Annotated in this window: 20 protein-coding genes; 6 read left to right on the top strand and 14 right to left on the bottom strand. The window is 63.9% G+C overall.

What is annotated here, in order from left to right:
* Positions 1-3: 3 nt before the first annotated feature.
* On the bottom strand, positions 4-936 hold the full coding sequence (locus AB0N72_RS13510) for an RluA family pseudouridine synthase (protein WP_363931240.1): 933 nt from the start codon (positions 934-936) through the stop codon (positions 4-6).
* A 92-nt stretch (positions 937-1,028) separates the two neighbouring features.
* Between AB0N72_RS13510 and AB0N72_RS13505 the strand changes: the two genes are divergently transcribed.
* Together AB0N72_RS13505 and AB0N72_RS13500 are read left to right on the top strand one after the other, a co-directional pair.
* Complete coding sequence (locus tag AB0N72_RS13505; RefSeq protein WP_363930884.1) at positions 1,029-1,679, top strand: helix-turn-helix domain-containing protein; 651 nt, start codon at positions 1,029-1,031, stop codon at positions 1,677-1,679.
* Positions 1,672-2,364, top strand: coding sequence for an SRPBCC domain-containing protein (locus tag AB0N72_RS13500; protein ID WP_363930883.1), 693 nt, complete (start codon positions 1,672-1,674; stop codon positions 2,362-2,364). The genes AB0N72_RS13505 and AB0N72_RS13500 overlap by 8 nt, the downstream gene beginning before the upstream one ends.
* Before the next feature lie 12 nt (positions 2,365-2,376).
* On the opposite strand, the gene AB0N72_RS13495 is transcribed toward AB0N72_RS13500, so the two are convergent.
* Complete coding sequence (locus AB0N72_RS13495) at positions 2,377-2,952, bottom strand: TetR/AcrR family transcriptional regulator (RefSeq protein ID WP_363930882.1); 576 nt, start codon at positions 2,950-2,952, stop codon at positions 2,377-2,379.
* An 85-nt stretch (positions 2,953-3,037) separates the two neighbouring features.
* Between AB0N72_RS13495 and AB0N72_RS13490 the strand changes: the two genes are divergently transcribed.
* Positions 3,038-3,538 carry a DUF4188 domain-containing protein gene (locus tag AB0N72_RS13490; protein WP_363930881.1) on the top strand — a complete coding sequence of 167 codons (501 nt, stop codon included), beginning with the start codon at positions 3,038-3,040 and terminating at the stop codon, positions 3,536-3,538.
* 85 nt (positions 3,539-3,623) lie between these two features.
* Here AB0N72_RS13490 and AB0N72_RS13485 read toward each other — a convergent pair whose 3' ends face one another.
* Positions 3,624-5,072 (bottom strand): PLP-dependent aminotransferase family protein, encoded by a 1,449-nt coding sequence (locus AB0N72_RS13485; protein WP_363930880.1) that lies wholly within the window; start codon positions 5,070-5,072, stop codon positions 3,624-3,626.
* Positions 5,073-5,133: 61 nt separating this feature from the next.
* Here AB0N72_RS13485 and AB0N72_RS13480 point away from each other — a divergent pair, with 61 nt between their 5' ends.
* Positions 5,134-5,763 (top strand): hypothetical protein, encoded by a 630-nt coding sequence (locus AB0N72_RS13480; RefSeq protein WP_363930879.1) that lies wholly within the window; start codon positions 5,134-5,136, stop codon positions 5,761-5,763.
* Between the two features lie 2 nt (positions 5,764-5,765).
* Here AB0N72_RS13480 and AB0N72_RS13475 read toward each other — a convergent pair whose 3' ends face one another.
* From AB0N72_RS13475 to AB0N72_RS13465, 3 genes are all read right to left on the bottom strand, one after another.
* Positions 5,766-6,653, bottom strand: coding sequence for a carbohydrate ABC transporter permease (locus tag AB0N72_RS13475; protein ID WP_363931239.1), 888 nt, complete (start codon positions 6,651-6,653; stop codon positions 5,766-5,768).
* 40 nt (positions 6,654-6,693) lie between these two features.
* Positions 6,694-7,635: a sugar ABC transporter permease gene (locus AB0N72_RS13470; protein ID WP_363930878.1), complete on the bottom strand. Its 942-nt coding sequence runs from the start codon at positions 7,633-7,635 to the stop codon at positions 6,694-6,696.
* 83 nt (positions 7,636-7,718) lie between these two features.
* Positions 7,719-9,032 carry a sugar ABC transporter substrate-binding protein gene (locus tag AB0N72_RS13465; protein ID WP_363930877.1) on the bottom strand — a complete coding sequence of 438 codons (1,314 nt, stop codon included), beginning with the start codon at positions 9,030-9,032 and terminating at the stop codon, positions 7,719-7,721.
* A gap of 311 nt (positions 9,033-9,343) precedes the next feature.
* Between AB0N72_RS13465 and AB0N72_RS13460 the strand changes: the two genes are divergently transcribed.
* Positions 9,344-10,399, top strand: coding sequence for a LacI family DNA-binding transcriptional regulator (locus AB0N72_RS13460; RefSeq protein WP_363930876.1), 1,056 nt, complete (start codon positions 9,344-9,346; stop codon positions 10,397-10,399).
* 21 nt (positions 10,400-10,420) lie between these two features.
* Here the strand turns inward: AB0N72_RS13460 and AB0N72_RS13455 are convergent, their stop codons facing one another.
* The 3 genes from AB0N72_RS13455 to AB0N72_RS13445 form a co-directional block, all read right to left on the bottom strand.
* The gene (locus tag AB0N72_RS13455; RefSeq protein ID WP_363931238.1) at positions 10,421-11,578 is read right to left on the bottom strand and encodes a glycosyl hydrolase; all 1,158 of its coding nucleotides are present in this window, start codon (positions 11,576-11,578) and stop codon (positions 10,421-10,423) included.
* A gap of 103 nt (positions 11,579-11,681) precedes the next feature.
* Entirely contained in the window at positions 11,682-12,119 is a 438-nt protein-coding gene (locus AB0N72_RS13450; RefSeq protein ID WP_363930875.1) for an STAS domain-containing protein, read from the bottom strand.
* Positions 12,120-12,170: 51 nt separating this feature from the next.
* Complete coding sequence (locus AB0N72_RS13445; protein ID WP_363930874.1) at positions 12,171-14,066, bottom strand: glycosyltransferase; 1,896 nt, start codon at positions 14,064-14,066, stop codon at positions 12,171-12,173.
* Positions 14,067-14,390: 324 nt separating this feature from the next.
* On the opposite strand from AB0N72_RS13445, the gene AB0N72_RS13440 reads away from it, so the two are divergent.
* Positions 14,391-15,629, top strand: a complete 1,239-nt coding sequence (locus tag AB0N72_RS13440; protein ID WP_363930873.1) for a family 16 glycosylhydrolase — start codon at positions 14,391-14,393, stop codon at positions 15,627-15,629.
* A gap of 179 nt (positions 15,630-15,808) precedes the next feature.
* On the opposite strand, the gene AB0N72_RS13435 is transcribed toward AB0N72_RS13440, so the two are convergent.
* From AB0N72_RS13435 to AB0N72_RS13415, 5 genes are all read right to left on the bottom strand, one after another.
* Entirely contained in the window at positions 15,809-16,639 is an 831-nt protein-coding gene (locus AB0N72_RS13435) for a DNA-formamidopyrimidine glycosylase family protein (protein WP_363930872.1), read from the bottom strand.
* Complete coding sequence (locus AB0N72_RS13430) at positions 16,632-21,617, bottom strand: DEAD/DEAH box helicase (RefSeq protein ID WP_363930871.1); 4,986 nt, start codon at positions 21,615-21,617, stop codon at positions 16,632-16,634. Before AB0N72_RS13430 ends, AB0N72_RS13435 begins: the two co-directional genes overlap by 8 nt.
* Before the next feature lie 55 nt (positions 21,618-21,672).
* Complete coding sequence (locus tag AB0N72_RS13425; RefSeq protein ID WP_363930870.1) at positions 21,673-22,329, bottom strand: DUF4232 domain-containing protein; 657 nt, start codon at positions 22,327-22,329, stop codon at positions 21,673-21,675.
* Positions 22,330-22,431: 102 nt separating this feature from the next.
* On the bottom strand, positions 22,432-23,169 hold the full coding sequence (locus AB0N72_RS13420) for a YcnI family protein (RefSeq protein ID WP_363930869.1): 738 nt from the start codon (positions 23,167-23,169) through the stop codon (positions 22,432-22,434).
* 125 nt (positions 23,170-23,294) lie between these two features.
* On the bottom strand, positions 23,295-23,915 hold the full coding sequence (locus tag AB0N72_RS13415; RefSeq protein ID WP_363930868.1) for a hypothetical protein: 621 nt from the start codon (positions 23,913-23,915) through the stop codon (positions 23,295-23,297).
* Positions 23,916-23,969 lie beyond the last annotated feature (54 nt).

Genomic DNA, 23,969 nt, shown 5'->3' with positions numbered 1-23,969 from the left:
TGCTTAGGAGGGGTGGGCTTCGCTGAGTTCCAGTTGGCTGCGATATTGCACGGGTTGCCGGGTGATCGGATCCACGAACGTGATTCCGCGCGCCAGGAGTTGAAGCGGCTTGCTGTAGTCGTCCGGTGCTTTGTCCAACAGCTCCGGGTAGAAGGAGTCGTTGACGATTCCGAGGCCGAGCGAGGCCATGTGCACCCGCAATTGGTGGGTCTTGCCGGTGTGCGGTTCCAGCCGGTACAGCGCGCGGCGGTGGGTACCGGCGTCGAACGTCCTTAGCTGCTCTATGCGCGTCTCGGCGTTCGGTTCGCCGTCGATGACCTCGGCAAGGAGGTAGCTGCGGGACTTTGTCATGCGGTTGCGGACCACCACGGGAAACTCGACGGCGGGATAGCCGGCGGCCGGCGCCGCGGCGGACACGCACTCGTATTCCTTCTGGACCTGGCGCTTTTCGAAGAGCACCTGGTACTTGCCGCGCGTCTCCGGGTTGGTGGAGAGCAGCAGGAGTCCGGCGGTCATGCGGTCCAGGCGATGCATGGGGATGAGGTCGGGGAGATCCAGGAGGTTGCGGAGCCGGACCAGGGCGGATTCCTGGATGTAGGTGCCGCCGGGAGTGGTGGGGAGGAAGTGTGGTTTGTCCACCACGAGGATGTGTTCGTCCTGGTGGAGGATGCTGATTTCCACGGGGAGGCGGGTCTCCGGCGGAAGGGTGCGGTAGTACCAGATGAAGGTGTGGTCCTCCAGCTTGGTGCTGCGCGTGAGGGGCACGCCGCCCTCGCCCACGATCTCGCCGGCGTCGAAGCGGTCCTCGATGCCTTGGGGATCGATGTGTCCCCAGCGATGCATCATGTAGTCCATTGCGGTGACCCATGGGCCCTCGTCCGGGAGTCGCAGGCGGGTCGCGTTCACGCCGTCGCGCACGGGGAGGGGGGATTGCATCACTGGACAATTCTACCGGGCGGTGCCGGCAGGCCCTTCCGAACACAAAAAAGTTCTTGACAAGAAAAGTTGTCGGTAGGCATACTGAGTGCATGTTGGACATCGAAGTGATTGAGGACCCGGCGGCGGCAGAAGCCTCCCTGGATCCCATCCGGACGCGCATCCTCCAGGAGCTCGTGGAGCCGGCCTCGGCCACCCAGCTGGCAGGCAAAGTGGGGCTGCCCCGGCAGAAGGTGAACTACCACCTCAAAGCCCTGGAGCGGCACGGTCTGGTGGAGCTCGTGGAGGAGCGGCGCAAAGGCAACGTCACCGAGCGGGTCCTGCGCGCGACGGCGGCGTCCTATCTGATCTCGCCGACGGCCCTGGCCTCCGTAGCGCCGGATCCGAAGCGTTTCTCCGACCGTTTTTCGGCCTTCTGGCTCTTGGCGCTCGCCTCCCGCACCGTCCAGGAGATGGGCAGGCTCATCTCCGGGGCGGCCTTGGCGAAGAAGAAGCTGGCCAGCTTCGCAATCGACGGCGAGATCACCTTCCGCTCCGCTGCGGACCGTGCAGCGTTCGCGGAGGAACTGGGGGTGGCGGTGACGCGCCTGGTGGATAAGTACCACGACGGCGGTTCAGCCGCCGTGGCGGGCGGCGGACGCAAGCACCGGCTCGTCGTCGTCCTTCACCCCGCACTGAAAACCCCATCGCAACCTGAAACCTCAACGGAAAAACCAGCAGACAAGGACCAAAGCAATGACTGAGAACCGGAATTTCGAAATCGTGGCGGACACCGAACTGCCCGCCACGCCGGAGCGCGTATGGAACGCCGTGACCGCCGATACTGCGGCTTGGATGTTCCCCACGGATCAGTGGCCCGCGGTGAAGACCGTGGAAGAGTACCCTGCTCACCTGGTGTCCCGGATGGAGGGGCCCGATGGCTGGTTCAACCAGCTCGAGCACGTCCTGGAACCGGTGGAAGGTGGACGCGCCAAGTTGCACTACGTCCACAGCGGGATCTTCGCCGACAACTGGGACGAACAGTACGACGGCGCCAGCAAGCACACCCGCTTCTACCTCCACACCCTGGGCCAGTACCTGCAGTACTTCGATGGCCGGCCCGTGGTCTTCACTGACATCCAGGGTCCTGGTTCGTCGCAGACGCCGGACGGATTCGTGCAGCTCAAGAAGGCCTTGGGGGTGGACGGCGCGGCTGCCGGGACCATTGTTGACCTGGAGCTCGACGGCGTTGGGTGGCTGAGCGGGGAGGTTGACTTCTCCGATGAGAACTTCCTCGGCCTGCGCACCGCCGAGGCCATGTACCGGTTCTTTGGCCGGAACGTTTTTGGCGCCCCGGTGGGAATGACCGTGCACGACTTCGGCGGTTCCGGCGATTCCGAGCTGACCGCAAAAGCCTGGGGCGCCTTCCTGGAGAAGGTATACGCGTAGTCTGCCCGGGTGTCAGGCAGCCCAGGCTCGGGCCACCGAGTCCAGGGCTGCCTCGTAGATTCCGGGCCAGGCGGTGTCCGGGTGGTTCATCTGTGCGAGCTCCAGGCCCACCAATCCGTGGACCTGGCCCCAGATGGCCAGTGCCACCACTGACGGATCTTCGGCCCGGAGCCGCCCGGCGGCCTGCGCGGCGGTGACCGCCTCAAGCAGGGGGAGCATCGAGTCCGAGGCGACGTCCGGCGTCGGGCTGCAGTCAACATACGCGGCCAGCGCGCCGCCGAACATGAGCCGGTACAACGCCGGGTGTTCCAGCGCCCAGGCGCGGTACGCCCGGCCAAGGGCCAGCAGTCCGCCGGGAGCCGCTTCCCGCTGGGATTCGCCAAAGGATCGGAAGCCGTCATCGATGGCGGCGGTCAGCAGCTGGGCCTTGCCGCCGAAGAGCGAGTAGATGGCCGACGTCGACGTTCCTGCCGCCGCGGCGACGTCGCGCAGGGTAACCCGGGAGGGGCCGTCCCGGTCTACGAGCTCGGCGGTGACTGCCAGGAGTTTTTGCTGGACCAGGTGATCGTGGACGATGGGTCTTGCCATGCCTTCCATTGTTTCATAACATCGTTTCATAACGCTGTTATGAAATCGGAAACCGAAGTCGGGATTCCACTATCGAAGGACTGGCATGGCACAGAAGATCTTCCCGGGCCGCTTCACCGCGGACATCGGGCGCAGCGAAGTGACCGTCTTTCTCATCGGCATGCGGGCCAACAGGTGGTGGAAGATTGGCCGGTTGGCCAAGGTGGCATCGGCCATGCCCGCCATGATGGAACACCTGGCCGCCAACCCGGACGCCGGGCTGCTCGGGAGCGAGCAGTGGTTCGGGCGCACCACCATCATCCTGAGCTACTGGGAAAGCCCGGAGCACCTGAGGCGCTTCGCTGCGGACCGGGATTCACCGCACCTGGGACCGTGGCGGAAATTCATGAAGGAGATCGCGGGCAGCGGAGACGTGGGCGTCTGGCACGAGACGTACCAGGTGCCGGCGTCGGGCATTGAGGTGGTGTACAACGGCATGCCGCTGTTCGGGCTCGCCAAGGCTACCTCGCAGGTTCCCGTCGGGCCGGGCACCAACACGGCAAAGCAGCGGATGGGTGCAGGGGCCGCTTCCCACCCAACTAAGTAGCAGTACAGGTCGTTTTGAGCGCTCAAAACGACCTGAAGTGCGACCCAGTCGGGTGGCGCGCGGGGGTTGGGCGGCGCGCGGGCGCTTAGGCGACGGCGGCGGGTCGCTCGGGTTTGAGGGTCCGGCGCAATTGCGGGGAAGTATCGAGCTTGTCCTGTGCGGCACGGAGGGCCCGGACGGCAATCTCCAGTTGCCCGGGGGGCAAGGTGAACGGGACTCGCAGGTAGTGCTCGAAGGCGCCGCCGACGCCGAAGCGAGGACCGGCAGCCAGCCTCACGCCAAAATCGGGTGCCAGCACCGTCAGGGCCGTACTGCATGGGCTTGGCAGCCGGCACCAGAGCGTCAAGCCGCCCTTTGCTGCCTCCACTTCCCACTCCGGCAGGTGCTCCTCCAGCAGGTGCATCAAGGATTCCCGGTTATGGCGGAGCTCCACAAGGCGGGCATCCAGCGGCTCAGAGAATGACCGGATCAGCCGTGCCGCAGCGAGCTGTTCCACCACCGGTCCGCCCAGGTCCATCACCGTTCTGGTCGCCAGGAGTCTCGGGATCAGGGCCTCGTCCGCGCGTATCCAGCCCGTCCGCAGGCCCGCCCAGTGGGACTTGCTCAGCGAACCGATGGACACCACAGCAGGACTGAACGCCGACATCGGAGCGGTTCGGACGCCGTCGAGATTCAAGCCGCGCAACGTCTCATCCACCACCAGTACGGTTCCCGCGGCTGCGGCCGCGCGGGCCAGGCGCCGCCGCTGCAGATCGGACATGATGCGCCCGGTCGGGTTATGGAAGTCCGGCACCAGATAAGCCATCGCGGGCCGTTGCTGGCTCATGGCTGCCACCATCGCATCGATGTCCCAGGCAGGTGAGGTGCCCGCCGGTAACGCGACCGGCAAAATCCTGCATCCTGCCGCACGGATGGCGTCCAGCGCGTTGGGGTATGTCGGGTGCTCAACCATGACCCGGTCCTGCTTGCCCGCCAGGGTGCGCACCACGATGTTGAGGGCATGCTGCGCCCCGGAAGTGACAAGGATCTGGCCGCCGGTTGTGGGCACGCCCTCCGCCGTGTACTTGTCGGCGACCGCTTCCCGCAGGGCTGCCACGCCCATGGCGTCGTAGCCGAACCCCGGCAGCAGGGCGGGCAGTTCGGTGAGGGCGTCGGCGAAGGCCCGGTGTACTGCTTCGCCCGCTGCGGGCAAGGATGCGTAGGCCAGGTCCAGGAGCCCCTCCGGTGCCGCCAGCCCAGGCATGCTCGCCGGTGTCGAGCGGTGGGGAATGCAGGTCCGGCCCCGGCTGCCTTGGCCCGCGGTGAGGAACCCTTGTTCCCGAAGGGCCGCATACGCCGCCGTCACTGTCGTTCGGCTGACGCCCAGCGACTGGGCGAGGGCCCGTTCGCTGGGCAGCGCGACGTCCAGCGGGATGCGGCCGTCCATCACCAGCAGCCGTACGACGTCGGCAAGCTCACGGTAGGCGGGCAGGGCGCCGGTGTTCCACTGCCCCAGGAGGCGAAGGAGCGCGGTGGGATTCAATGACGGGGACATAAGACCAGTATTCCAAACTGGCTATGGAATACAAGGCCAGTTCTCCTGGAGGATGTACACCATGATGACCCGCAGAATCACGCAACTCCTGATCGGCCTGGCAATGTACGGAATTTCCCTGGCCATGTTCATCCGGGCCGGCCTGGGCTTGGACCCCTGGGACGTTTTCCATCAAGGCCTCGCCGTGAAGACCGGATTCAGCATTGGCGTAGTGGTCATCGCTGTCAGCTTCCTGGTACTCCTGCTCTGGATCCCGCTCCGGCAGATGCCCGGTGTCGGCACCATCGCGAACGCCATCCTGGTGGGCCTCTTCGCCGATCTTGGGCTCTGGCTCATCCCGGAGTTCTCGCACCTCGGCGGACAAATCGCACTCTTGGCCGGTGCCGTGCTCCTCAACGGCATCGCCTCCGCTTGCTACATCGGAGCCCGGTTGGGCCCCGGCGCGCGTGATGGCCTCATGACAGGCCTGGTCAGCCGCACGGGCTGGTCCGTGCGGCTGGTCCGCACCGGAATCGAGGTAGTGGTCCTTGTGGTCGGCGTCCTGCTGGGCGGCTCCGTGGGGGTGGCCACGGTGGTCTACGCCCTCGCCATCGGCCCGATCGTGCAGGTGCTGCTGCCCAAGTTCATGGTGCCCGAACAGACAAAGGCAACGGCCCCCACGGAAGCCGTGGAGGCCGCGGAGGCTGCCTGAGCCTAGTCCTTGATGGCACCCATCGACAGGCCGGACTGCCAGTAGCGTTGAAGGCTGAGGAACGCGACGATCAGCGGAATGATCATGAGCAGGGAGCCGGTGATCACCAGGTTCTGGATCAACTCGCCGTTCCCGGCGGTGGAGCCGAGCTTGTTCCACTGGTTGATTCCGATGGTGAGTGGATACCAGGCCGGGTCCTTCAACATGATCAGGGGCAGGAAGTAGTTGTTCCAGATCGACACGAAGGAAAACAGCAACACCGTCACTGTGGCCGGGGCCAGCAGGGGGAAAGCAATCCGCAGGAAGATGCGCAACTCTCCGGCACCATCGATCCGGGCGGCCTCTAACAACCCCGTGGGCACAGCCTGATCGGAAAACACCCACATGAGGTAGAGGCCGAAAGGATTGATGAACGACGGAATGAGGACCGCCCACGGCGTATTGGTAATCCCCAGCTGGGCGAAGAGCAGGAACTGGGGAATGGCAAGGGCGATGCCTGGAACGGAAATGGATCCGAGCACGATCAGGAGGAAAGCACGCCTGCCCACGAAATCGTGCTTGGCCAGCGCGTAACCGCCCAACGCTGCCAGGAAGGTGGACACTACGGCACCAACCACCACGTACAGGACGGTGTTCAGGAGCCAGCGCGAGAAGATGCCGTCCTGGAACGTGAAGACCTGGACCACGTTGTCCCACAATGCGAAGCGGGCGCCAAACCCAAGCCCGAAGGAAGAAACAAAGTCCTGCTGGGATTTGGTCGCATTGATGACCAACCACGCCATGGGAACAATGCAGTACAACGCGAACAGCCCTGTCACGAGCGTCAGCGTCAGGCTCTTCCGGGGGTTCGCCAAGGTATACAGCTTGCGGGGGCGCTCCAGGGAAAGCATCGGGGCCGGTTTGGCCGCCCTGCGTGCGGACGTTGTGGGGCTACTTGTTGAAGGCATTCTTCATTCCCTTTATTTGAACTGCGTACGCAATGGCAATGGTGAAGACGGCCATGACCAGGGCAAGTGCCGCTGCATATCCCTGTTGGGAGCCGGTGAAGGCAAGGCTGTAGGCGTACATGTTCGGTGTGTAGAAGGACGTGATTCCGCTGTTGGAAACCAAAGTGGTGAGAATGTTGGGTTCGTTGAACAGCTGGAAAGTTCCGATGATCGAGAAAATGATCGTGACGATGAGGGAACTGCGCAAGGCCGGGAGCTTGATGTGCCGGACTATCTGGAACTCCGTGGCGCCGTCGATGGCTGCTGCCTCATAGAGTTCCCGGGGTACCGCCCGGAGGGCTGCGTAGAAAATCAGCATGTTGTAGCCGGTGAAACCCCAGGTCACCATCACGCCGATGGAAATCATGGTGGTTTCCGGCGCGAAAGGATTGAACGAGGTACCGGCGGCCTTGTTGAGGCTTCCGATGAGCCCGTACCGGATACCCAGCATGAAGCCCCACATCAAAGTGGAGACGATCGCGGGAATGGCGTAAGGAAGGAACACGATGATGCGGAAAAATCGTGAACCGTGCAGCCGTAGGGAATCGATGGCCAGCGCCAGGGCGATGGCACTGAACAGCATGATGGGGACCTGGATGGCGGTGAAAAGCACCACCCGCACCACGCCATCGTAGAACTGGCTGTCCTGGAACAGCTTGATGTAGTTGTCGAACCAAATAAAGACTTTCCCGCCAATCAGTTTGTTCTGGAACATGCTGATGTAGGCCGAGTAGCCAATCGGGACAATGAAGACAAAGAGGAACAAGACGCTGAAAGGTGCGATGAACGCCAAGCCGACGTTCCGGCGTTTTGGCTTTCGGAGGGTTTGGTGATCGGCTACAACGTCTGAAACCGATGTTTGGTTTGTGAGCAGCTGTCGGCTCATGGGGGCCCTGCTTTCATGTTTCATCTGGTGTAACGGGATAAGTCCGGTGCCGCGCAGTAACCACTGCGCGGCACCGGAGACCACTAACGGACCGAGAATCCTTGGGCGTTGCCGTACTCGATGCTGCGCTGTTTCCACGTCTCCAGGACATCTGCGAGCGTGCCCTGCCGGCTGTCATACAGGGGAGCGGATACGTCTTCGTAGCTCGTGCGGGCCCAACCGAAGAACGGCGGGTACTGCCAGCCCGTTGCGACGTTCTTGGATGCATCTGCGAGGACCTGGTTGTATTTCTGGTCGCCGAAGAAAGGATTCGTGGCGCTCAGGAATTTCTCGTTGTTGAGGTTCGAGAGGTTCGGAACAAAGGCCCCTGCATCAATCCGGGACTGGAGGCCGTCGCCGTGGGTGAAGTATTCGAGGAACGCGTATGCGGCGGCCTTGTTCTGGGCTGCTGCTGGAATAGCCATGGCGCTGCCGCCGTTTTCGGCGCCGGACGTTTGGCCGGCTTCCCACTGGGGGAGCGGCGCCACACGGAAGTTTCCTGCTGCGTTCGGTGCCCGCTCCGGAAGCGTCGAAGTAAACCAGCCGCCGATGAGCTGAGTGGCAAGTGTTCCCTCATTCAGACCGCGGTTCCAGTCGTCCGACCAGTTGGTGATCTTTGTGTTCACGAGGTCTTCGTCGAGGAGCTTCTGCCAGAAAGCAACGGCGCGGCTGCTTCCGGCGTCCTTGAAGTCGATGGTGACGTCAGTGCCGTCGACCTTGAACGGCCGGCCCCCGCCCTCCCACATCAAGGACAGGAGCACAAAGATGTCGGCGGAATCATTCGTGATGTAGTGGTCGCCGCCCAGGGCGCGGACCTTCTTGGCGGCCTGGTAGAACTCGTCCCACGTGGCCGGCGGTGCGGTGACTCCGGCCTGGGCCAGCACTGACTGGTTGTAGAACATTGCCGCGGGACCATAGTCCGAAGGAAGTCCATAGGGCTTGCCGTCGATCGTCACGTTGCCCCACGCTGCCTGGACGTAGTCGGAAGCGATATCCTTGGCCCCGAATTCCGAGAGATCAGTGAGTTTTCCGGGGATGGCGAACAGGGGGAGCGAGAAGTACTCGAACATCGCGATGTCCGGCACGCCTGATCCTGCCTGGATGGCATTGTCCAGGGCCGTGTACTCATCGGTGGACGAGCCTGCGTTAACCACGTTGACCGTGATGTTCGGATGAAGCTTCTCGAATCCTGCGACTGCCTCCTTGACGGTTCCATCCCAGCTCCACACCGTGAGCGTGACGGGTTTGTCGGTGGGAACTTCGGTGTTCGTCGAAGTACTTCCTCCGCCCGAGCAGCCGGCAAGGGCCACGACTGACGCAGCAATCGCGGCCGCAGCCCTTAGACGTTTCTTCGGCATTGCATACTCCTTCGTATCGATGTTCTTTGACCAGGAATTGCCAGCACCGCCATGGTCGCGTCGTATGTACAACGTTGTACCTATATGCAAAACACAGGCAGGGCGGGCGGCTTGGGGTGAGGTTCCGCCACCCCAGGACTGCCTGGCGGCAGCACGCTTGATTTCACGGGGAGATCACTGGGTGGGTACAACGTTGAACCTCATGCTAAGGCGGGTCACAATGGACCGTCAAGGAATTAACGGAAAGTGCGTCGGAGCTATGATCTAGGCAGTGCCCCAGTCGGAGATGCTGCGGGGTGGGAAGGACGCGGATGAATGTGAATCCGACGATTCATGACGTCGCGCGGGCGGCAGGAGTCTCCATCAAGACGGTGTCAAATGTGCTCAACGACAATCCAAAGGTTGGACCGGAAACCCGGCTCAGGGTCCGGCGCCTCGTCGATGAAATGGGGTACCGGCCCAATCTCTCGGCCCGTGGACTCCGTTCGGGCAAGACAGGGGTGATCGGCCTGGCTGTTCCTTCCCTTCGAGAGACGTACTTTGCCGAGCTGGCTGATTCAGTGATCCGCGCTGCTGCCAGGCGGGGCCTGCGGGTGGTCATTGAGCAGACCAACGGGGACCGTGAGCTGGAGATTGCCACGCTCTCAGGCGGCCAAATGCGGTTCATCGACGGCCTGCTTTTCAGTCCCGCGGCCATTGGCCAGCAAGACGTGGACGTCCTCACCGGAAGTGACCCCTTGGTCCTCCTGGGGGAACGGATTTTCGGCGGGCCAACGGACCACGTGACCATGCACAACACGTCCTCTGCTAGGGCGGCTGTGGAACATTTGTTGGATATTGGCCGGACGAAAATCGCGCTGATTGGTGCGCCGGAACAACCGGCTGACGAAGCGAGTTCGGCAAACCTGCGCGAGCGCGGGTATCGGACGGCACTCGAACGTGCCGGCATTGGAATCGATCCGCGGCTTGTGGTCAGGGGCGGGACCTGGCTCCGGGAAACAGGGGTGGCCGCAATACGACGGCTCCGTGAAAGCCAAGTGGAGTTCGACGCCGTGTTCGCCCTCAATGACACTCTCGCCCTGGGTGCGCTGCGGGCCCTGGCGCAGGACGGTCTCCGGGTTCCCGACGACGTCGCCGTGATCGGGTTCGACAACCTTGATGAAGGCCGTTTTTCCCTGCCGTCCCTGACGAGCGTCGATCCCGGCAGGGAGGAGATCGCCGAGACGGCGGTGGCTCTCCTGGTGAACCGGATCCAGGAGAAGGACGTAAAAGCAGCACCCAAAACCGTGAAATCCGGCTTCAAAATCGTCCCACGGGAGTCCACTGGATTTGCTGACGGGGCAGGCGGGCCACTCCCACGGGCCTGAGGAAGATGGCCCGCCTGCGGCCTAGCGGCACGCCTCCAAATCCTCGCCGTACCGCAACCAATCCGGCAGGTCCTGAGCCAGCGCGTCGCGGATGGCGGGCGATCCAGCGCTCCTCCAGTCGACGTCGTCGTTGATCTCGATTTCGTACTTCTTCCACTCGAACCAGTTGATCATTTTCAATTGCGGATACTTTTGGTGGGTTTCGGCGGAGAAGACCTGTTGCCACCACGCACGCTTCACGTCCAACTCCGAGGCCCCGCTGCGGGCCGGCGTGAAGATCGCGGCGGTCTCCGGAATGGCCACTGGCCGGTTATGGTCCACGCCGTACACCTGGTAGAAATCGGGCACGGGACTGTCGTTGCCGGCTGTGCCGCTGTACGTTCCCGTGAGCATGGCCAGGAACTTGCCGGGCTCAGCAATATCGTTGTTGCCCCAAGGGCGCTGGTTGCCCCAGTGGTAAAGCGACACGCCCACCCAGTCCACGGCGTCATCCCCGGGGTAGTAGGGCGCGTACGTGTCATCGGCCATGGTGAGGGTGCCGTCGTGGTCGGTATCGAGGGCCGCGAAGTCGGGTGTTCCCGGACGCGCGGCGTATTGTCCACCAGTAAACGGGTAGCCGCCCCCGTAGTTCGGCGCCCACATCATGGATGTGCCCGGTGCCCGGGTATGGACCGCCGCCGCCACCTTCCGGAAAACCTCCACGTAGCGGATGGGTTGCTGGCCCCACGAATACCAGGAACCGTTCATCTCATGGGCAAAACGTACGACGACGGTCGTCCCTTGATCATTGATGGCACGTAAGTCGGTGGCCAACTTGTCGATCACTTCATCGCTCATGGTCGCCAGGCCGCCGTGCGGCTCGAGGGTCAGGAGAAGCACCCCGCCGGTTGCCCGGACCTGCGTGACGGCGTTGGTGGTGTGCGACCACGTTTCGTCGTCGTAGGGGATGTCTGAGAACTGCACCACCACCGCGGGATTGTGCCCCAAATTGGCCTTGTGCTCGGCCAGGGTCTCGGAGTCCCAGTCCAGGTTCACCCCAAGGAGGACGCCATCCTTGGGGATGATCGACGCCGCATCACCGGCCTTGCAAAGTGACAACGCCTGGACGATCGGGACCACCTCCTTGGAGGCGAAACCCAGCCCTGTAGCCGCCAGTGCTGTCACCAGGAAAGGAACCACCAAGCTTGCCCGCCTCCGTTTGCGGTCCGGGTGGCCGGCGAAGGCGGGGGGAGCAGGTTTCTGCCGTGACGGGCGTTGCACGGACGTGGTTGTCCGGGCCATCTCAGCCCCAACCCAAGGTGCGATGCCTGCGGGCAAAGAGGCCGCGCAAACCAGGCCTGGGTGTGAGGTGGCGTGCGCGCACCAGTGTCCGGCCGCCGTCGACGGCTTCCTCCCGGGTTTCGTAAATGCGGGCGACTTGCCCCAGATGGGCTTGAAGGCGGGTGGTTTCGACCGCCGAGGAGCTGCCGAAAAGCCGCAAATCTCCGCCGCGGGCACGCAAGAGGTGCAGTACCTCCATAAGGCCGACGACGCCGGAAGCGCCAATGCTGGTCACTGCAGTCACGTCCAGCAGGACCAGGATGGGTCCGTCGCCGGCGGCACGGGCGGAGTCCTGCCGGATGGTGAGGACGGTTGCTGCGTTCAAAGCCCCGACGAGGGTCAGGTCGAAGGATGTCAGTGGGGTGGGCGTGGTGTTTGAAACACGGGAAAGTGTGGACATGATGGTCGCTCCTGGCTGGGGGTTGGAACGGCGTTATAGGTAGGTATCGGGTCAGCGCCTGCTTGGCGGCGGGGTGAGTGAATCTGTATCGGATTTGATGGCGGGACTGCCGGATGTGGGCATGGGATCCACCAGCTCGTCTCCTGGTCCCTGGTATCGGGCAGCACCGATGACCACGCTGAGCAGGGCAAGGTCGAGTACCACCCAGGCAAGGGTAATGAGCGTGGGGTAAAGCGGTGCCTCACCAGCAGCTGCGCGGGCTATGCCGATCCCGGAAGAGAGAAGCAGGACAGCCATGGCCACCAGTTGGAGCCGGACATGCTGGAAGCCACGTCCGCCCGCCTGCTTGCTCTTGGCCGTAACGGAGAACGTCAGGTGCTTACCCAGGAAGACCGCCGCAGCGCCCGAACAGGTGGCGGCGATCCATGTGGGAAACAGCGCGAAGGACCACTGCTGGCCGCGCCACAGACCTCGGGACCCGCTGCCTGCAACCTGGAACAAAAGCTGGCATGAGACGAAGAACGGCAGGAACAGGCAGAAGAACACCACCGGACTTGCCGTGAGGGGATACGTGCCGGCGACAAGGAACACCACCGGCGCGGCGATGTAGCTCAAGGCCGCGAAGCCGTTGAGGTAGCTGGTCATGGTGCCCAGGTACATGAGGCGCTGCGCAAGGGTCAACCCACGCAGGAACAGCGGGTTGTCATTGAAGAACACCTGCATGGTGCCGGCCGCCCAACGATGCCGTTGGGACAACATGGTGGATACGTCTTCCGGGGCAAGACCGTGGACAAGGATCTCGTGATGGTAGACGCTGCCCCAACCCATCGCGTGAAGGTGCATTGCCGTTGCCATGTCCTCCGTGATGGTGGTGGTGTCCATTGGGTGGATGGCCAGGGCCTGGTCGGTGTGCGCAACATCCACTGATTCCAGGACAGCATCGAGCTCCGGCACCACGTCGTCCATGGCATCCGGGACAGCCAGCGCAGCCGAATGGAAGGAGACCCTGAGCTCGAACGTGATCTCCGCCAGCACATCGCCCCGGCGAAGCTGTTGTTCGGCGCGGGTAAGAGCCACCAGTGCTTGCTCCACCACGGGCATGGCAGCTGGATGTCGGCGACCGAGTTCGCCCAGGAGGTCCTGCAACCGGGAGCGGCCCTTCCGCAGGGCACTCCACGTGTGCTCGGTAGCGGTCCGGGTGTAGCGCGTCAGGCCCAAAGCCATGAGCGCTTCCCTGCGCAGGACGGCATTCGAACCGCAGAAGAACGCCGCGTCCCAACCGTCCTTGCCCTGTTGAATGGGCCCATAGAACAGTTCGGCCTGGCTGCCCAGGGGATCACGGTCAGGAACATTCCAGAAGTGTTGGGGCGTCTGGACGAACGCCACCTCCTCGGCGTCAAAGTAGCCAAGGACACGGTCCAGAAAACGGGATTCCGGGACCTGGTCCGCGTCCAGGATCGCCACGAATTCACCCGTGGTCATGGACAGGGCGTTGTTGACGTTCCCTGCCTTGGCGAACCGCTGCCGGCCGTCCCATTCAGGACCGCGCGTGATGTATCCGACGCCGATCTGCCGTGCTGCGCTCGCGAACGCGCTGCGGTTCCCATCGTCCAGGATCCACGTTTGGTGTGGATACTCCATGTCCCTGGCGGCGATGGCGGTCTTCAGGACAAGATCCAGCGGCTCGTTGTAGGTGGCGATGAATACGTCGACTGTCCGGCCCGGCAGGGCAGGCGGGGGCGGTGGCCGCCGTCGTGCGTTCCACATGGTGATGGCGTACAGTGCTGACTCACCGAGGCTGTAAGTCTCCGCGGCAACGAGCGGCAGGGAAATCCACCACGCGTCCCATGCAACGGTCCCTGACCAGCGCCAACTGATGTAGACCAAGCCGAACGAGACCACGAGGACCGCAAGGATCCTTACCAAAATCTGCTTGTGAATGCCCATATTTAGCCTCCGGTAACTGCTGGGGAAAAGGCAAAGGCACGGCAGGCTGTCCAGTCGCCTTTTAGGCGAAAGTTGGAGGACACGGCTGACGTGCCTGGAGCATGCATCGTCGATGCTCAGGGGAAGGAATTCAGTTGCGAACGGAAGTTCCCTGTTCCTTATCCCACTTTCCCCCGCCCACATTTCGTCGCCGTTACGGGATTGATAAGTACTTTCGCGTTGATTATTTCCTGTCAATGACGTTTTGCGTGTCCTGCCCAAAAGCCTTGCGCACTGAATGAAAAGACCGTCAGAGTTGCGTTCATGAAGCGAAGACTCCTACCGATGGCCATGGTCGTCGTGGGACTTACCCTCACGGCGGTACTCATCGCGCCAGAGCCACCGGCGCTGGCTGCCGCCGGCATGCCCGCGCCCGGTGCGCTGGTGTGGAGCGACGAATTCAATGGGCCGGCCGGAACCGCTCCGGACAACAGCAAGTGGCTTCAGGAGACGGGAGGATGGGGCTGGGGCAACGGTGAGCTGCAGTACTACACCGGCAGTACGCGGAACGCCGCCATGGATGGGCAAGGAAACATGGCCATCACAGCGCGCAGGGAAAATCCCGCCGGATACCAATGCCACTACGGAACGTGCCAATACACCTCCGCTCGTCTCACGACTGCAGGGAAATTCAGCCGGACCCAGGGCCGCTTCGAAGCCCGTCTCAAGCTGCCCAAAGGACAGGGAATATGGCCTGCGTTCTGGATGCTGGGCGACAACGTGTTCACCGACGGCTGGCCCAACAGCGGCGAGCTCGACGTCATGGAGAACATCGGAAAGGAACCAGGAACGGCCTGGGGAAGCATCCACGGCCCAGGCTATTCAGGCGCCAACGCAGTCAATGCCAGCTATACACTGCCCAACGGCAAAGCCCTGGGGGACGCGTTCCACACCTTCACAGTGGACTGGGGCCCGGAGTCCATCACCTGGTACGTGGACGGCATTCCCTACTCACGAAAAAGCCCGGCCAGTGTTTCCGGGACATGGGCTTTCGACCATGATTTCTTCCTCCTTCTAAACCTCGCTGTTGGCGGCAACTGGCCAGGTGCACCGGACCCAGGGACGGTATTCCCGCAATCCCTGTTGGTGGATTACGTCCGCGTTTACGAACTCGCGGCCGCGCCTTCACCACCGGCCATGGCTGCCAGCGTTCGGATCCAGGGCTATGCCGGCAAATGCATCGACGTCGCCGGACGCCAGGCCTTGGATGGTTCCCAACTCCAGTTGTGGGATTGCGATACTGCCTCCTCCGAGCAATGGACTTTTGCCGGGGGCACATTTCGATCGCTGGGCAAATGCATGGACGTGGCGTGGGGGTCCACCGCAAACGGCGCACGTATCCAGCTGGCTACGTGCAACGGAAACCCGGCACAGCAATTCGTGCTGAACGCCGCCGGAGATTTGGTGAATCCGCAGGCGAACAAATGCGTGGACGTGGCAGATTGGGCCTCCGCAAATGGTTCACGTCTGCAATTATGGGATTGCGCCGGTTCCGCCAACCAGAAATGGCGGCGGATGGCGTAAAAAGCGTCCGACGGCGGCGCGCTGCAATCGCGGGTCCGGCGACTATTGCTGGGGCGGCTGGGGAGCTTCCTGGAGTAGTCGGCAGGACTTGCGTTGGGTGCGTCGTCGTCGTGGCGGCTGCTGCTGTGCCCGGCCGGGGCGTACCCGGCCGGGCCACGGCTTCGAACGGGCCGTTGCAGCTATGGGGCCGGTTGGCAGCGCGGGCAAAAGTAGATGTCCCGTTCCTCGGTTCCGTCAGGTCCCGCGAGCAGGCCACGCCGGATCATGGCTCCGCAACGCCTGCACGGTTGGCGCTCCCGGCCGTATACCCAGTAGCCGGGGCGCATGGCGCGTGGACCCAAGGTGCTCCGGCGACCGGGTCCAAGGTTTTCGCCCAGAAGGCGTTTGGCGTCGTTGACCGTTTTGGCGAGATCCGGGACTTCTCCGACTGGCAGGGCCGGGTGGATGCCCGAAAGGTAGCAGGCTTCGCAGCGGTAGATGTTGCCGATCCCAGCCAGTTTCCGCTGGTCCAACAGGGCGAAGCCCACCGTAACGTCCGGCTCGGCCCTCAGCCTGCGGAGCGCTTCCTCTTCATCCCAGTCCGGGCCGAGCAGGTCAGGTCCGAGGTGTCCTACGATCTTGTCTTCCTCCACCGTCGGAACCACTTCAAGGATTCCCAATGAGAACCCGACGGCGTCAGCTGAGGGTGTGCGGAGCACGCACCGGGCCGTGTGGCCGGGTTTTGTCCAACGTCCACCGGGCGGGTAGATCATCCAGTTGCCCTCCATCTTGAGGTGGGAGTGGATGGTCAGGGCCCGGGGCTTCCTGCTGGCGCCGGGCTCTTCGTCAACAGGGCCGGTCAGGCGCATGAGCAGGTGCTTGCCTCTCGGCACTACTTCGGACATGGTCCAACCCGCCAGGTTGAGGGTGGCGAACCGGGGCACACGAAAGTCGGAAGCCGTGATGACCTGGCCGGCCAGAGCCTCGTTCAGCCGGTAGGCAGCCCGAAATATGGAATCACCTTCAGGCACGGATCCTTAGTCCTTTCGGAGTGGAGTAGGCCCCGGCGGATGCCAAAGCAGCAGCAATCGGGGTGTCCAGAAGGTCGTGGCCATTGACCTTCTCCATGAAGAGCTTGTCTACGGCACCGCGACGCACCACATCAACCAAAGCCTGCGCGGCTACAGCCAGTACGGCCTCGTCCTGGCTGAAGGTGAGCAGCGTCTTACCGCCGCGTTCCACGTAAAGGACCAGGGCGCCGTCGACCATCACTACCAGCGCTCCCGCCTTACGCCCCGGACGATGCCCCGATCCGGCGTCGACGGACAGCGCAGGCCAGGGAAGCGCGGCACCGTAAGGGTTGGCGGGGTCAGTCGCGGCGAGGGCCAGTGCGTAGGGCTCGGCTTTGGCAATGCGGGCGTCCTCGGTGAAGGAGCGCAACCTGTCCACCGTTGCGGGGACGGCGAACTGGGCGGCCCCCAGATGTTCGATGAAGTAGCCACGGCGGCAACGCCCTGCCTCTTCCAAGCGGGCAAGGACCTTGTACATGAGGCCGAAGCCGCCGATGATGTTCTCCGCCATGACCGAGCCGCGGGTGACCACTCCGTAACGGTCCAGCAGGAGTTCTGCGGTGCCCCGTGCGTGGATGGTGGGGTCCAGTTCAGGTGCGGGCAATGCGGACCAGCGGCCCACGGCGGACGGTGGAGCGGGTGCAATGCCGCCGGTCACCGAGCCGTACCGTCCGCCGGTGAGGCCGGGCGAGCCCAGCAGCCCTGTTCCGTGGGAGCGGCCAAGCCTGCTCATTCGAGGAGCCCTTGCCCTCGGAGCTTTGGCTACCTGACGGTGGGCTGTCTTGCCGCCCGCGATCATGGCGCGCACAGGAGCGAACGTATCGCCGGTGACCCGGCCGGCCCACACCAGGTCCCATAACGCTGTCACCACGGCGTCGTCACTGAGGACAGCGTCCATGCCGCCGGCTACTTCGGTGAGTTGCCGGAAGAAGTAGCCACCCCCGGCGCTGAAGTGCTCAAGGAGCCGCTGCTGGGCGTCGCCGGGTTCGAACTCGGGGTCGGGGTTAAGGGTCAGTTCGGCTGAATCTGCCACGTGCAGGCTGATCCAACCGTCATTGCCGGGCAAGGATCCTGCCCCGGACCACAGGAGCTCACCGGCGGCCATGAGTTCGTCGAGCATCGCCGGCTTGTAGTCAGCCACCCGGCTCGCCAACACCAAAGGCTCCCAGGCTGACGCGGGAATGGGCACACCGGACAGCTGGTCTACGGCCGTGATGATGCCATCAAGTCCCCGGAGCGCCTGGCTGCGTGACTTTCCCGGTGGTGTCACGTTCTGCCAAGCCGGGAGGAACCGGCCGTAGGCGGCCGTATCCACCGGCTCCACTTCGGCCCGCAGCGCAGCAAGTGAACGACGCCGGAGCTTTCTCAGGACCTCAGCATCGCACCACTCGCTGGACGGCGGAGCGTCGATGGTCATCAGCTCTGCATGTGGGTCTTCAGCGGGCTGCTCGGCGACGGCGTGCGGGCGGAACTCGCCTTCGACCACCCGGCCATCCCCGGCCAGGCGCTTCAGGGCAGTATTGACGACGGCGACACCAAGTCCCAGCCGTGCTGCGGCTTCGGCGGCAGTGAAGGGGCCATGGGTACGGGCGTAACGCGAAACGAGGTCGCCCAGGGGGTCGTTAACAGGCTCGATGAACGCCAGTGGAACGCCCATGGGCAGCGGCACCCCGATCGCGTCGCGCAGCCGGGCAGCGTCTTCCACCGTAGCAAAGCGTTCGACGCCGCCGATGGTCACCTTGAGTGCGCGGTTGGCTTTGTGCAGTGCAGCGAGGTGGGATCCGGCGTCAGACGTATTGCCGTGCGGCGTGGCTGGAGGGGTTTCCTTAACGTGCTGAGGATCCTCCGGATCAAGGGGCGGCTCCAGTGGCTGCTCCAGGGCGCTGGGCTGCAGGCCAGGTTCCGCCTGTTCAGTCCCTTGGAGCCTTTCCGCTACTTCCTCGATGCTGAGCGGACCCAGCAAGCGCAGGAGGTCGGCGACGCCTTCCATTCCCCGTACCCGCCGGTCCGGGGCGAGCCGCTGCAGCTCCAGTTCGGTGGAGTCGATAACGGCCGCGTCCAGGAGTTCGCGCAGTTCCACGCGGCCCAGGAGCTCGTTGAGCAGGGTGGAGTCGAGGGCCAGGGCTGCGGCCCGGCGTTCAGCCAGTGGGGAGTCGCCCTCGTACAGGAACTGGGCCACGTAGCCGAACAGCAGGGACTTCGCGAAGGGGGACGGCTGCTGCGTGGTGGTTTCCACGATCCGCAATTCCCGGCGTTCCACGGATGCCGCGATGTCTTTCAGCGCCGGGAGATCGTAGACGTCCTGCAAGCACTCACGCACAGCTTCGAGCACGATGGGGAACGAGGGATATTTCTTGGCGACATCCAGCAACTGTGCGGAGCGCTGGCGCTGCTGCCACAAGGGCTGGCGTTTCGCGGGGTTCTGTCGGGGGAGGAGCAGTGCCCTTGCAGCGCATTCACGGAACCTGGAAGCGAACAGTGCGCTGCCGCCGACTTCCGCCGTGACAATCTGCTCCAGTTCTTCGGGATCAAAGAGGAACAGTTCGGCTCCGGGTGGCTCGTCCTCCATCATGGGGACGCGCAAGACGATTCCGTCGTCCGCAGCCATGGCCGAACCGTCCAGGCCGTAGCGCTGCTGCAGGCGTTGCCCGACGGCGAGAGCCCACGGTGCGTGGACCGGCATGCCGAAGGGGCTGTGGAGGACCACCCGCCAGTCACCAAGTTCGTCATGGAACCGCTCCACTACCAGGGTCCGGTCGCTGGGGACGATCTCCGTGGCTTCTTTTTGTTCCCTGAGGTACTGCAGCAGGTTGCTGGCCGCGAATGCATCCAGGCCGCTGGCTTGGCAGCGTTCCATGGCGGGTGCCTCATCTGCTGCTGAGAGCTCCCGGATGAATGCGCCCAGCGCCTTGCCCAGGTCCACGGGGCGGCCCAGGGAATCGCCCTTCCAGAAGGGGAGTTTGCCGGGCTGGCCGAAGGCAGGGGAGACCAGCACGCGGTCGTGGGTAATGTCCTCGATTTTCCAGCTGGTGGCACCGAGGGCGAACACGTCTCCCACCCGCGACTCGTACACCATCTCTTCGTCGAGCTCACCCACACGGCGGCCGCCTTTCGCGGCACGTGCGGAGGCCGTGGGTTCACTGCCGTCTGTGCTTGCCGGGGAGGACGAGCCCTCAACTTCCGTGCCGATGATGTATACGCCAAACAAGCCGCGGTCCGGGATGGTTCCGCCGGAAGTAACCGCGAGGCGTTGGGCGCCAGGGCGGCCCTCGATGGTGCCCGCGTGCCGGTCCCAAATGATCCGGGGGCGGAGTTCGGCGAATTCGTCCGAGGGGTAGCGCCCGGCCAACAAGTCCAGTGTGGCCTCAAACGCCGAACGTGGAAGGCTCGCGAACGGAGCTGACCGGCGCACCGTGCTGAACCATTCCTCCACGTCGATGCTGCCCAAAGCGGTGGCAGCAACGGTTTGTTGGGCCAGAATGTCCAGAGGATTGGCGGGAATGCTTAGGCGCTCGATCTGCCCGCTGAGCATCCGTTCCACGGTGACGCTGGTGTGCAGGAGATCGGCCCGGTGTTTCGGAAACAGAACGCCCTCGGAGATCTCGCCCACCTGGTGTCCGGCACGCCCGACGCGCTGCAATCCGCTGGCCACAGATGGCGGCGACTCGACCTGGATAACGAGGTCCACGGCGCCCATGTCGATGCCAAGCTCCAGCGACGACGTGGCCACAACGCAGCGGAGCCTGCCTGACTTGAGGTCGTCCTCGATCATGGCGCGCTGGTCTTTGGAAACCGAGCCGTGGTGCGCCCGGGCCAGCACTGGATCTGCCCCGGTGGTACTGCCGGCCTGTGCCATCATGTGCGCCGGGGTCGCTGTGGAGGCAGGCACGGCCGTGCCGGCATCCGGTGCTGCCCATTCGCTGCCGCCCACCGCCATCAGCTGGCGTTCGGCATAGATCTCATTCAGCCGGGCAGTCAGGCGCTCGGAGAGGCGCCGTGAGTTCGCAAAGACAATGGTGGATTGCTTGGACAGGACCAGATCCACGATCTGCTCCTCCACATGCGGCCAGATGGAAGCCTGCGGTTGCAGACCGGATGCCGGGCCGGAGTCGAAGGCACCGGCCGCTCCCTGCAGGTCCGACATGTCCTCTACAGGAACAGTGACCGTGAGGTTCCAGTTCTTCTTGGACGGGGGCGCGACGATCTCCACGGGAGCCTGGCCGGCCAGGAACTGGGCCACCAACTCTCGGGGCTGGACCGTGGCCGAGAGCCCGATCCGCTGGGCAGGCTTGGGAAGCAACGCATCCAGCCGCTCCAGGGAGACGGCAAGGTGTGCACCCCGTTTGGTACCTGCAACGGCGTGCACCTCATCGATGATGATGGTGTCCACTTCGCTGAGCGTTTCCCGGGCACGGGAGGTCAACATCAGGAAGAGTGACTCCGGAGTGGTGATGAGGATGTCGGGCGGGTTGGTTAACAGCGTTCGGCGATCTGCCGCCGTCGTATCTCCTGAACGGACACCTACGGTCACCAGTGGTGCCGGCAGCCCTAAACGTTTTGCGGTCTGGGTGATGCCGATTAGTGGCGCGCGGAGGTTCCGCTCGACGTCGACGCCCAGCGCCTTGAGCGGAGAAATATAGAGGACGCGCGTCTTGGTTTTGGGCCGCTTCGCTCGGCCCTTGCCATTGGCCGGGAGGGTTTCAAGTCCCGGCAAGGTGTCACGGGGCGTTGAGTGCAGTTTGTCCAGGGCCCACAGGAACGCGGCGAGCGTTTTGCCGGAGCCGGTGGGCGCCACAACCAAAGCATGCGAGCCCGAGGAGATGGCGTCCCAGGCGCCGTCCTGCGCGGGCGTGGGCTCGGAAAAAGCGCCCAGGAACCATTCCCTGGTTGCCTGGCTGAATCGGCTGATGGCGCCAACGGACGTCTGCGGCTCCTGCATTCATCCATCATGCCCCACGGCTCCGACAGAATAAGCCGGAACCGTGGGGGACTGGTCAAACAGCCTGGAACGCAGTGATGGTCAGCAGCTTGATGCCTGCGTTGTTGCACGCATCATGCTGTTCAGCGACGAACAGCGAGGCTGTGTCGTTGGGCGGGTAGATGCGGAGTCCGGCGGCCGGAACCTTGGTGCAGTCACCGTAATTCCCGGCTTGTGTGTAGCGGATTTCGGCCCAGGCCGACTTGCCCGGAGCCAGCTCAATCTTGGTGACCGGAGTGGTGGATTCGCGCGTGGCCGGTTCGCCGATCGGTTCGCCATTGGCGTCCGCCGTCAGGGAAACACCGGCGAAACCCTCAACAATGCACGGGGCCGTTCCGGAGTTCGTCAGGATCAACTTCTCGTAAATGCTGCCTGCTGCCCCGCCACCGGTCGAGTCTGTCGCCGCAGTCAGCGTCGAAGCCTTGCAGGGGGCTGCGGCTGTGGGTGGGGCGGACGTGGTGCTTGTCTCCGAAGGCGACGGCGTCGGCGTCGGCGTCGTTGTTGCCGTCGCGGAAGGCGCGGGTGACGATGCGGATGCGGAGGGGGTGGAGGAAGTTGGCGGGGCACTGCTCGATACCGCCGGGCTGGGGCTTGGTCCACAAGCTGCCAGAAGCAGCAGCGAGGCGGCCGCCGTCGTCGTCACAAGACCGGTTTTGATGCGCTGAGTCCACATGGGCACCAGCCTTGCTGCGGCTGTGACGCTAGTCAATTCAGCCACGGGTTACAGAGCGGATTGGCGCCCGGATCGTGATCTTCCGGGCGCCAACCCCCTGCCCTACTTGGTGTCGGCCTTGGCCACGGCCGGCTTGGCCGAACGGCTGCGGAAGAACGCTGCCCCACCAAGACCGAGGCCTGCGATGCCGGCGATCAGGCCAGCCCAGCTGCGGGCCTGTGATCCGTCGTCGGTTACGGCTGCTGCCTGCTCCGTGGACTCTGTTGATGCGCCGTGGTGGTCACCCGCTGCGGCCGCCGGAGTGATGTTGATGGCCGGTGCGGGGGACTTCAGGTCGTCCTCGCTCTGGCCGTCCTTGGGGATCTCGATCCAATCGGTCTTGCCCGTTTCGCAGGTCTGGTAGGTGGGGAAGTAGATGGTCTTGCCGGCGGCGTCCGGCAGCTTCACCGAAAGGACCAGGGCATCGCGCATGTGCGGATCCAGCGGGGCTTTTGCGGTGTACACGATCTGGCTGGTCCGCTTCGTGATGGAGGTGCCGTCCTCCAGCTTCTTGGGTTCAGCCAGGTTCTCGGTGACCTTTTCAACGGTCCAGTTCGGGTTCACGGTGGGGGTCGCGTCAGTCAGTTCTTCGGGAAGGTTGATGGCGACTTTGGTGGTTCCGGACGTGCCGCAGCCGTGGGGAACACTGAACGTCAACAGGGCATAGGAATTTGCCGCAGTTTTGTTCGGATCCACCGAGACGTGGGCCGATGCGCCGGCGATCCCGGCCATCATCAGGGCTGCAGTTCCACCGGCAACGGCGGTGGCTGAGAGGGTACGACGGAGCGAGGACTTCTTCATGGGGTTGCCTTTCGGGTGCGCCAACTGAGGCGGCGCTGGGTACGGGTTTGTGGGCCCGTCACCGTGCAAAAGGCTTTTGCTCGCTGTTCAGCGTTGGTGCTTTGCAGCGTTGGTGCCGGGCGGAACTAGGGAAGTACGACGACGGCGGGCGGGCCGCGGCGGCTGTCTTGCCTAAGGTTCCGCCAGGGGCGGGGGATGAAGACGTCAGGTGCGGCAGCGGCGAGAGGTGAGGCGCCGGCGTCGGGCCTGAAGAGCAGCGTGGGCAGGGCAACCAACGGGCGCAGCCAAGCGGCAAGCTGCCACAGGGCGTCCTCGCCCTTGGCCAGGACCAGGGCGGATCCAAGCGTGGCCGCGATGTGGGCAACCAGCATCAGAACGCCCACTGTGGAGCCAAGTTCGTGGGTATGTTCCGTCACTGTGTGCAGGGCCGGGTTCAGCGTCTCGTTGCCGAGGTGGTGGGCCGTTCCCTGGGTGCCGGCGGCAACGGGCCCGAGCGCAGTGAAGGCCTCGTGGAGTGCGAGCTGCCCTGCGCCGAGGAGGGCTGCCATGGTGAAAGCGTTCAGTTTGAACCGGGTTGCCAACGTGGTGGCCAACGCCGTCAATGCAAGCAATGCAAACAGGACCGGCGCCATGGGCAGCAACCCGCCGCCAACGACGTGCGCACCGGCCGCCAAAGCAACGATGATCAGGGCGATGCCGCTGGACCGCAACGCGTGGAAGGGTATCCGGGGCTGTGAAGTGCGCACGGGTCCTCCCTTTTCTTGTTGCGTTGGCTCGTTGCGTTGGCTGTTCGTCGGCGA

This window comes from Paenarthrobacter sp. NPDC089307 (genome assembly GCF_040685055.1).
GTDB lineage: Bacteria > Actinomycetota > Actinomycetes > Actinomycetales > Micrococcaceae > Arthrobacter.
This window is presented reverse-complemented; position numbering and strand designations above follow the sequence as displayed.